11 protein-coding genes and 1 pseudogene are annotated in these 8769 nt (G+C 24.1%); 4 read left to right on the top strand and 8 right to left on the bottom strand.

Translation table 11 applies throughout. From position 1 onward, the window contains the following. Window positions 1-132: 132 nt before the first annotated feature. The gene (locus E6A48_RS01540; protein WP_219708240.1) at window positions 133-873 is read left to right on the top strand and encodes a histidine kinase; all 741 of its coding nucleotides are present in this window, start codon (window positions 133-135) and stop codon (window positions 871-873) included. Between the two features lie 4 nt (window positions 874-877). Further along, entirely contained in the window at window positions 878-1840 is a 963-nt protein-coding gene (locus E6A48_RS11920) for a helix-turn-helix domain-containing protein (RefSeq protein ID WP_258018508.1), read from the top strand. An 82-nt stretch (window positions 1841-1922) separates the two neighbouring features. On the opposite strand, the gene E6A48_RS01550 is transcribed toward E6A48_RS11920, so the two are convergent. Continuing rightward, window positions 1923-2219 (bottom strand): flagellar biosynthesis anti-sigma factor FlgM, encoded by a 297-nt coding sequence (locus tag E6A48_RS01550; protein ID WP_219708241.1) that lies wholly within the window; start codon window positions 2217-2219, stop codon window positions 1923-1925. Continuing rightward, window positions 2209-2988 carry a 16S rRNA (cytidine(1402)-2'-O)-methyltransferase gene (rsmI, locus tag E6A48_RS01555; protein WP_219708242.1) on the bottom strand — a complete coding sequence of 260 codons (780 nt, stop codon included), beginning with the start codon at window positions 2986-2988 and terminating at the stop codon, window positions 2209-2211. Before rsmI ends, E6A48_RS01550 begins: the two co-directional genes overlap by 11 nt. Before the next feature lie 224 nt (window positions 2989-3212). Here rsmI and E6A48_RS01560 point away from each other — a divergent pair, with 224 nt between their 5' ends. After that, the gene (locus E6A48_RS01560; RefSeq protein WP_014932030.1) at window positions 3213-3539 is read left to right on the top strand and encodes a cupin domain-containing protein; all 327 of its coding nucleotides are present in this window, start codon (window positions 3213-3215) and stop codon (window positions 3537-3539) included. Here the strand turns inward: E6A48_RS01560 and E6A48_RS01565 are convergent. The 3 genes from E6A48_RS01565 to E6A48_RS01575 form a co-directional block, all read right to left on the bottom strand. Continuing rightward, window positions 3536-4321 (bottom strand): RecB family exonuclease, encoded by a 786-nt coding sequence (locus E6A48_RS01565; RefSeq protein WP_219708243.1) that lies wholly within the window; start codon window positions 4319-4321, stop codon window positions 3536-3538. The two genes, E6A48_RS01560 and E6A48_RS01565, sit on opposite strands and share 4 nt — an antisense overlap. 4 nt (window positions 4322-4325) lie before the next feature. Continuing rightward, complete coding sequence (locus E6A48_RS01570) at window positions 4326-5147, bottom strand: ankyrin repeat domain-containing protein (protein ID WP_219708244.1); 822 nt, start codon at window positions 5145-5147, stop codon at window positions 4326-4328. 182 nt (window positions 5148-5329) lie between these two features. Next, complete coding sequence (locus tag E6A48_RS01575) at window positions 5330-5926, bottom strand: regulatory protein RecX (protein ID WP_219708245.1); 597 nt, start codon at window positions 5924-5926, stop codon at window positions 5330-5332. A 354-nt stretch (window positions 5927-6280) separates the two neighbouring features. Between E6A48_RS01575 and E6A48_RS01580 the strand changes: the two genes are divergently transcribed. After that, complete coding sequence (locus E6A48_RS01580) at window positions 6281-7672, top strand: L-cystine transporter (RefSeq protein WP_219708246.1); 1392 nt, start codon at window positions 6281-6283, stop codon at window positions 7670-7672. Window positions 7673-7760: 88 nt separating this feature from the next. On the opposite strand, the gene E6A48_RS11925 is transcribed toward E6A48_RS01580, so the two are convergent. From E6A48_RS11925 to E6A48_RS01590, 3 genes and pseudogenes are all read right to left on the bottom strand, one after another. Next, a complete protein-coding gene (locus tag E6A48_RS11925; RefSeq protein ID WP_258018509.1) occupies window positions 7761-7940 on the bottom strand; it encodes a metal-sensitive transcriptional regulator in 180 nt (59 codons plus the stop codon). A gap of 35 nt (window positions 7941-7975) precedes the next feature. Continuing rightward, window positions 7976-8365, bottom strand: a complete 390-nt coding sequence (locus E6A48_RS11930) for a rhodanese-like domain-containing protein (RefSeq protein WP_258018510.1) — start codon at window positions 8363-8365, stop codon at window positions 7976-7978. Between the two features lie 77 nt (window positions 8366-8442). Continuing rightward, a pseudogene (locus E6A48_RS01590) lies at window positions 8443-8769 on the bottom strand (alpha-1,2-fucosyltransferase); the annotation flags it as partial.

Raw genomic sequence — 8769 nt, forward strand, 5'->3', positions numbered from 1 at the left:
GTTTATAATGTTGATAAGTTTAAATAAATATTATGAATTTCTTATTAAAATTTATAATATAAATTCATATTATAAATTCATTTTTTGAATTCAAAATTAGATTTTTTAAAATTTGTATGTTATAATAAAAATATGAGAAAAACTCTTTATACCAATAAAAAAATAAAATCACTTATATCTAACATTATATATGATATACAAAACTATAATTTCACAATATCTAAATATGTAGAAAATATTGATAAAACTGATGATATAAACGAAGATAAAGATTCTATTATAAGACAATCATTTTTAATAGATACAACTATGAAAGCTTTTAATGATTTTAATGATATAACACTTGGTAATTTATCATTAAATAAAAATATAGAGAATATAAATATTTTAATAAATAATGTAATAGATAATTGTTATAGTTTGTTTATTTCAAAAAGGGTAAAAATAAAATTAGGTGAAGAGATAAGTAGTAATTTTAATATTTTAATAGATAAAAATAAAATAGCTAATTCTATATTTTATGTATTTATATTTATTTATAATTTAATTAAACCCAATAGTTTTATAGATGTAGCATATAGTTTTGTTAATTATGAAGATGAGAGATTTTTATTTTTTAACGAGAAGAATTCTTTATTAAATTTTAGTAAAGATAATGTTCTTATAAGCATTAGTTTTGATTCTAATAATATACCTGAAGATATAAAAAGAAAGCTTTTCAAAACTCCATTAATAAGTTATAATGGCAGACATTTTAATAATATATTTTTGTATACATCTTATTATATTATTAATAGGCATTCTGGAAATATTTGGTTTGATAATATAGGAAGTAAAACAAGAATAAATATTATATTTCCTATTAAAAAGTAGGTTTATGAATTATATATTTAATTATTTGCTTTTAATATTTTATTTATTATCATTTGTGATAGGTTTTTCTACAATATTTTATTCTATTGTATATTATATAATAGAGAGAGTTTTGTGGCTTAAGTATTATATAATATTTTTATTTACATTTGGAATATTAATTTTTATAAGAACTATAAGGCTGATAACTCTTCTAACTTTGCCTTCTTTTACTTCTAATAATATTTTTAATATGCTATATTTCTTTATATTAACTTTAGCTATGGCATTAATGCTTTATTTTATACCTGCATTTTTATATAGGTTTTTAAAAATAAAATGGAATATAAAGACTAATTTATCTTATTTGATTTTATCTGTATTTTATTTTGTATTAAGTATTATAGGAATACTTACATCATTTAATATATATATATTATCTAGTATGATATTTTATATATCTATATTTTATTTATTAGTAATAGGGTTTTTGAATTATAAGAATATAGAAGATAAGACTATTAAGTTTATAGTGAAAGTTTTAGGTATAATAACTATACTAATTTATCCTGTGTTAATTTATCAGTTAATCATTTATAGAAAAGATTTTATGAATATTAACTCTATAGATGTAACTTTGATGTTATTTTATACATGGTGGAATTTAGTAATGTTAGGTTATTTGCTATGGTATTTTATAAGTATGATAAAATCTAATAATAACAGGATTTCTGATAGTTTATGCGAAAAAAATGAAGAATCAGATAATAATATTAAACTAGAAGAAAAATTGGAAGAAAATGATTTTAATCTAACTAAGAGAGAGAAACAAATATTATCTTATTTACTTTCAGGAAAAACTAATAAAGAAATATCTTTGATTTTTGATATATCATTAAATACTGTTAATAATCACGTAGCAAATATATATTATAAATCTGGGGTAAAAAACAGAGTAGAACTTGTAAATAAATTTTCTAAGTATTAATTAACATATTAATTTTTCATAAAAAATAGTAAGCTTTAATGGCTTACTATTTAATAATCTTTAATTAATAATAAATTTATTATTACTCATCTATAGGCATAACATCTAAAATAGAATTAGCCAAAGAGTTTAATACTTCTTTTCTTAAAGCACCATCTTTCATATACATTTCTAGTCTTTTTTTAGCTTCAGCAACTTTTTCTTCTCTGATATCAGGAGATTGTTTAATCATATCAACTAATTTTTTATTTTGCAAAGCTATTTTAGATTCATTAGATATATCAATTCTATCAGAACCTAATTGAGATGGTTTATCTGAATATTTCACTTTAGAATTAAATTGTATATTTTGTGTGCCGCCTATTTTATCAATTGTCATAATCTGACTCCTTACATAATATATTTTCGGCATTAGCTTTGCATACTTTAGATTTTCTATTATCAATAATGATGCAAAATTCTCCTTTATCAAGTATACTATTATTAGTAAAAAAAGCAAGTATATTGGAAGCCTTATCTCTTATAATTTGTTCAAATTTTTTTGTAAGTTCTCTTCCGATAACAATGTAAGTATTTTCTCCAAATATGTTAACAATATCTTCTATGCATGCCTTTATTCTATGTACGGATTCATATAATACTATAATATTTTTTTCGTTTGAATATAACTCTTTTAGTTGATTTTTTCTTTTACCAGATTTATTAGAGAGAAAACCTACAAATAAAGTATTGCCAGATACACCAGAAGCAGATAGCAAAGTAGTAAAAGCAGATATACCGCCAACAGGAATAATTTTAATATTATTTTCTATTGCCTTAGTAATTATGCTCACGCCAGGGTCGCTTATACAAGGAGTACCAGCATCACTTACAATAGCAACAGAGCTTCCATTTATAATATTTTTTATATACTCATCAATCTTTTTTTCTGTTGAATGGCTATGATAGGAATAAACAGTTTTTTTAATATTGTAAGCGTTTAATAGTTTGAGTGTTACTCTAGTATCTTCTGCTAGAATGAAGTCTACATTATTTAATATTTTCAAGGCTCTTATAGTTATATCTTCCATATTACCTATAGGAGTAGCCACTACATATATAGCAGATTTTTCAATATTTATGTTATCGTTTAAGTTAATATTTTCCATATATTCATTTTAATTTAATAGAATATAATTTGCAATAGTTTATATGTTTCACATGAAACATTTTGCTTTATTTTTTATAAAAGATTAATTATATAAAATATAAAATTGAAAAAATATAAATATTTATTAATTTTGTTTTAATATGTTTCATGTGAAACATTTTGTTTTTGCCTGCTAATTTTTAAAACCTTTTATCCGAAATTTATAGCCGTGAGGATGATAAAATGACTGAACAAAAATTTTACTATAAATCTAATACCCTAAAAGAATTTAATTGCGATAATAATGACGAAAAATTAATACATATATTAAATAATAAAGGATATAATATCTACTCTATTAAACAAAAAACTAATCAGCTTATACCTTACCATGAACACCCTTCCGAAGAAATGGTTATTGTATTAAGCGGTAAAATTAGATACGTGGTAGAAGAAGAAGTAGTTGACTTGGAAGAAGGCGATGTTATCAAAGTTAAGCCTCATTCTATACACTCTATGATTAGTATAGCAGAAGAAACTTATTCTAACCTTTTACTAATATTCCTTTAATCTTCAATTAATATTTCTTCTGTATTGTTTGTACCGTTGCAAATTTTATTGAAATCACAAAATTCACAGTGTGTACCTACCCTTTTATCAAAACCTCTGTCGTATCTTATGTCATTTATTATCTCGTCAAACCACTCGCCTATATATTGTATGGATTCCTTTGTAAAATCTATTGTGTCAAATTTGTCTTCATCAAAATGATAATATGAACCGTTTGTTACTTTAAAATTTAATGAGTCCAATATAAAAGCATAAAGTTTAAGCTGAAGAGTTTTTCTCTCCCTCTCTATATTATCTTCACCCAAATCATAATACTTATTTGTTTTATAATCCACTATCTGTAAAGAACCGTCTGCAGATAAATCTATTCTGTCTATACGTCCAAATAATATATAATCTTTTATCTTTGTTTCTTTATAGCTTTCTATTTGATAAGGCACTTTTTGTCCAAAAGAATTAAAGAAATTTGAAAGCATATATAATCCCTTCTCTCCTAGTTCCTTCTCTTCTTCTCTGCTGTTAAAAAAAGACCTTATGCCGCTTCTCTTCCAAACTTCTCTAAATATGTTGTGTAAACTCTCTAAATTTCTCTCCTCAGCACGTAATTGATAAAACTCCTTACAGGCTAAATGTATAGCATTACCAAATATAAAATATACGTTTACTCCCCTCTTATATTTCTTAAATGGCTTTTCTATATAAGTGTATCTATACTTTCTAGGACAAAGTAAATAAGTGGACATACTATATTCGCTAAATCTTTGAAGCTTTTTTGATTCCATATTTTTATCTATTTGTATATTTGTTTAATAATTCCACTATATCAGTATCTGTAGTTAAATCAATAGGTTTATCATCATTTACATTTTCTAAATTAGCATTAGCCTTATTATTTAATAATATCTCAACAGCCTTATAACTTTGTGAAGCAGCAGCAAAATGCAAAGCACTCCAACCATCATAATCTTGAGCATTAATATTAGCTCCATATTTTAATAATGTATTTATTGCAGGTATTTGATTGTTCATAGATGCCCACATTAAAGGTGTTGTTCCTGTATCATCTTCTATATCTACAAGATTGTTTATTTTTTTTGCAGCAAAGGATTGCATTATTATCTCTATTATATCTGAATATCCTCTTGATGCAGCTATATGTATTGCCATAGCAGAATCTATATTATCTCTAGCCTCAAGATTAGCTCCATAATTTAAAAGTGTTTCAACTATTTCACCATATCCATAATAACAAGCAAGAAGAAGTGGAGTTTCCCCATCTGCATACCATTTTTCATTGCCATTAGTTATTATCGTATCTTCTGGAAGTTTAACTTCTATATCTATTTTTTTATTTTTTAATAATTCATTAACTACAGATATGTTATTATATTGAACAGCCCTATGTAATAAACTCCAGCCATACTCATCTTTTATATTGACATTAGTTCCAAACTTTATTATATTTACAGCAATATCTGTTTTGCCATCTTTTAAAGCATTAAATAAACCTTGTTCATCAGTATTATATTTTATGTTATTGTTTTGAGCGTAGATATTTGAAATTAATAAAATATTAAATATTAATATAGATAATGCTATTTTTCTCATCAAGCCAGCCTCAAAATTATGTTAATTTATTTATTATTATAGTACATTTTAACACAATTATCAATATATCATATAAATATCTTTTGAAATAATTATGTTATTTTTTATAATATTTAAAATATAAAAATATTGAGATTACATTTATAAAACAGATAATAAAGATACTATAAATATATATCGTATTAATTTTTGTGAGGCTTATATTTATCTAATAGCTTTTTTATAGAATCATATTTAAAACCTTTTCTCATTAAGGTTCTTATAATATAATCGTTTCTTTTTTCTTTGTTTTCATAGATTTTATAGTATTTTCTAATAGCATTTTTTAATGATCTTACTTCATTTTTTTCTGTTATTAAATGAGAAACTCTCTCTATTGTTTTGTTTTTTAATTTAGCTTTTTTAAGAGAATCAAGAATATATCTTTTGCTTTTGCCTTTTAATTTTAGGCTATTAACAGTAATTTTTGCAAATCTTTTATCATCTATAAGTTCATATTCTTTACAATAAGCTATGGCATAATTAATAAATCTTTTTTTATGACCTTTTTTAAGCAGCTTATCTCTAAGCATACCCTCGCTTAAAAAACCTCTCCTCAAAGCATTAACAGCAGATTTTTTAGCAGCAGCCTCATAAGCTCTCATTCTTATGTGTGGTATTTCATCATATTCTAATTCCATACCTTCATAAATATCTAATTCATAAGTGCCATTTTTGGGTATAGTAAAATATTCTCCACCTGATACTTTTATATAGATTTTATCATTTTTTAGTTTCATTTTAAGGATAGTCATAACTATAATATATATCAAAAATATCAGTTTTTCAATATTAGAGATTATTATAATAACCGCACGGTAAACTAAATAAAAAATATAAAATAATTTTAGATTGCAGTTTTGATTATGTTTTTTAATTTGTTTCACGTGCGGCTGATAAGTTTTAAAATTTAATTTATATCCACCTACCCTTTCAATGTTTTATATATTATTTTTTTATTAATACAGTACACTAAATTAAACAAAAATATAAAGTAATTTAACATGCTTTAAAAATTAATATTAATTTTGACAAACTTAAAAATTTAAGTATAATCTACGCATTAATATAAAAATCATAAGGAGTCAATTTATATGTGGGTTTATACACTCATCAATATAATAGTTTTATTATTAATAATATTTCTATTATATTTCATGGAAAAGAAACATTTAAATTTTACAGTTAGAGTATTAAGTGCATTGATATTAGGTTTATTATTAGGTTTTGTTTTAAGAAATATATATTCATCAAATACAGATGTTATAACTAATACTATGATTTGGTATAATGTTGTTGGAAGTGGTTATGTAAGATTATTACAAATGTTGGTTATGCCTTTAATATTTATTTCTATCACTATGGCATTATTAAATATAAAAGGTGATTCTAATATAGCAAAGATGACTATGATAATAATAGCAATTCTAATGATAACAACAGCTATATCTGCTTTGGTTGGTATATTAATTTCTAAAGGATTCGGTTTAGATGCTTCAAAGATACAAGCAATAGTTGGAGATTATTCTCAAGGAGCTTTAAATTATGAAAACAGATTAGAGGCATTTAATTCTAAGCCTGTACCTCAGCAATTACTTGAGATTATACCTACAAATCCGTTTAGTGCTTTAGCAGGCGGCGGTGGTTCACCTACTTTATCTGTTGTATTTTTCTCTGCTTTTGTTGGAATGGCTGCTTTGGGTATTAAAAAGAAAAAACCAGAAATTTTTGATTTCTTTAGAAAGATAATGTTCTCTTTACATGAGATAGTAATGAGAATAGTTAGCATGGTAATGAAATTGACTCCTTATGGTGTATTAGCTTTAATGGCTAAGTTTATGGCTACTAGTGATTTAAAAGCTTTTGCACAATTAGGTCAATTCTTATTAGCTTCATATATAGCAATATTTATTATGCTTATAGTTCATAGTATTATACTTATGATATTTGGATATAACCCTGTTAAATACTATTCCAAAGCATTGCCTACATTAGCTTTTGCTTTTTCATCAAGAACTAGTGCTGGTACTTTGCCTATGACAGTAGATACTTTAAAAAATAAAATGGGTATATCTGAAGGAGTATCTAACCTATCTGCTTCACTTGCTGTTACTATAGGTCAAAATGGATGTGCTGGAATATATCCTGCTATGGTTGTTGCCATGATAGCACCTACTTTAGGAATAAATGTTTTTGAACCTATATTTTTAATAAAGGTTGTAATAATAATAGCTATAGGAAGTTTTGGTATAGCTGGAGTTGGAGGCGGTGCTACTAATGCTGCTCTTATCACACTTTCTGCTTTAAACTTCCCTGTTGAATTAGTTGCTATACTTTTAGGAATAGAACCATTAATTGATATGGGAAGAACTTTGCTTAATGTTAATGATGGAATGATTACAGCTGCTGCTACTGGAAAAATTTGTAAAGAAGTTGATATGAGTAAGTTTAATTCAAGTATTGCAGCCAATACTGAAAATTCTTAAAGCGTAAAAGTATAAAAATAATATAAAAAAGCCCTCCTGATAAAAATGTCAGAAGGGTTTTTTTATTATAAAAAATTTATTTAAAAATTTACTTTATTAATTTTTTCATATATCTAAAGAAATCTTCTTTTTCTTTTGGTGAAATCATACAAGTATTTAAAAACACTTCCATAATCTCCTGATTAACACTAGCCATAGCAGCCTTAACTGCCAAAGCTTGATTAAGTATATCCCCGCAATACTCACCTTTAATAAGCATTTTTTTCATACCGTTTATCTGACCTTCTATTCTATTTAATCTAATTATAAGTTTTTTCTTTTTTCTATAATTTCTTCTCTACTAAACTTAGACACTTTAGTATCATCGCCTAAATATTTATTCCAAGCTTTAAGGCCGCCTTCAAGTACATATAAATTATCAAAACCTACACTTTTCATATATGAAGCAGCATCAATTCCTAATTTACCAACAGAACAATAAATAAGATAAATATTATTTTTATCAAGTTTTTCTATTTCTCTTTTGAATACTCTGGGTCTTAAAAAATCTATTAATAAAGAATTTTCTATCATTCCTTCATAATTATGTTCTAATTCTGTTCTTACATCAATAATTATAAAATCATCTAATTCTTTCATTTTTTTTTCGAATTCTGAAGGTGCTAATACGATAACTCCATTGTCTAATGTCATATAAAATCCTCGAACTTTAAAATAATATCTCTATATATATTATATAACAAAAATTACTTTTTACAAAATATTTTAAATTATTTTTTTATTGTTATTTTTATTCCAAAAATATATATAATCTTTCTATCTACAAAATTATCTATTCCAAATATTTTTATTTTTCTATTTTGAATTTTATTAATTTTATCATCCAAATAATCTATTTTATTATTAGTCATTATTTTTATTTCATCAATATTATTTTGATAAATTGTATTATAGGTTTTTTCTTTAAATAAACTAAATCTATTTCTATTATATTCTTCTATATTAGTTTTTATATTTTCTATTATAGATTCTTCATATTCAATATTATATTTTTGCATATATTCTTTTAAATTATTAACTCTATCATATGCACTTTC

Origin of the sequence: Brachyspira pilosicoli, from assembly GCF_019402445.1 — a bacterium.
In the GTDB taxonomy this organism is placed as follows: Bacteria; Spirochaetota; Brachyspiria; order Brachyspirales; family Brachyspiraceae; genus Brachyspira; species Brachyspira pilosicoli_B.

Coding starts and splice junctions, on each gene's coding strand:
- E6A48_RS01565 (WP_219708243.1), bottom strand. CDS start 4,321: ATGGAATCAAAAAAGCTTCAAAGATTTAGCGAATATAGTATGTCCACT.
- E6A48_RS01550 (WP_219708241.1), bottom strand. CDS start 2,219: ATGACAATTGATAAAATAGGCGGCACACAAAATATACAATTTAATTCT.
- E6A48_RS11920 (WP_258018508.1), top strand. CDS start 878: ATGAATTATATATTTAATTATTTGCTTTTAATATTTTATTTATTATCA.
- E6A48_RS01560 (WP_014932030.1), top strand. CDS start 3,213: ATGACTGAACAAAAATTTTACTATAAATCTAATACCCTAAAAGAATTT.
- rsmI (WP_219708242.1), bottom strand. CDS start 2,988: ATGGAAAATATTAACTTAAACGATAACATAAATATTGAAAAATCTGCT.
- E6A48_RS01575 (WP_219708245.1), bottom strand. CDS start 5,926: ATGAAACTAAAAAATGATAAAATCTATATAAAAGTATCAGGTGGAGAA.
- E6A48_RS01570 (WP_219708244.1), bottom strand. CDS start 5,147: ATGAGAAAAATAGCATTATCTATATTAATATTTAATATTTTATTAATT.
- E6A48_RS11925 (WP_258018509.1), bottom strand. CDS start 7,940: ATGAAAAAAATGCTTATTAAAGGTGAGTATTGCGGGGATATACTTAAT.
- E6A48_RS01580 (WP_219708246.1), top strand. CDS start 6,281: ATGTGGGTTTATACACTCATCAATATAATAGTTTTATTATTAATAATA.
- E6A48_RS11930 (WP_258018510.1), bottom strand. CDS start 8,365: ATGACATTAGACAATGGAGTTATCGTATTAGCACCTTCAGAATTCGAA.
- E6A48_RS01540 (WP_219708240.1), top strand. CDS start 133: ATGAGAAAAACTCTTTATACCAATAAAAAAATAAAATCACTTATATCT.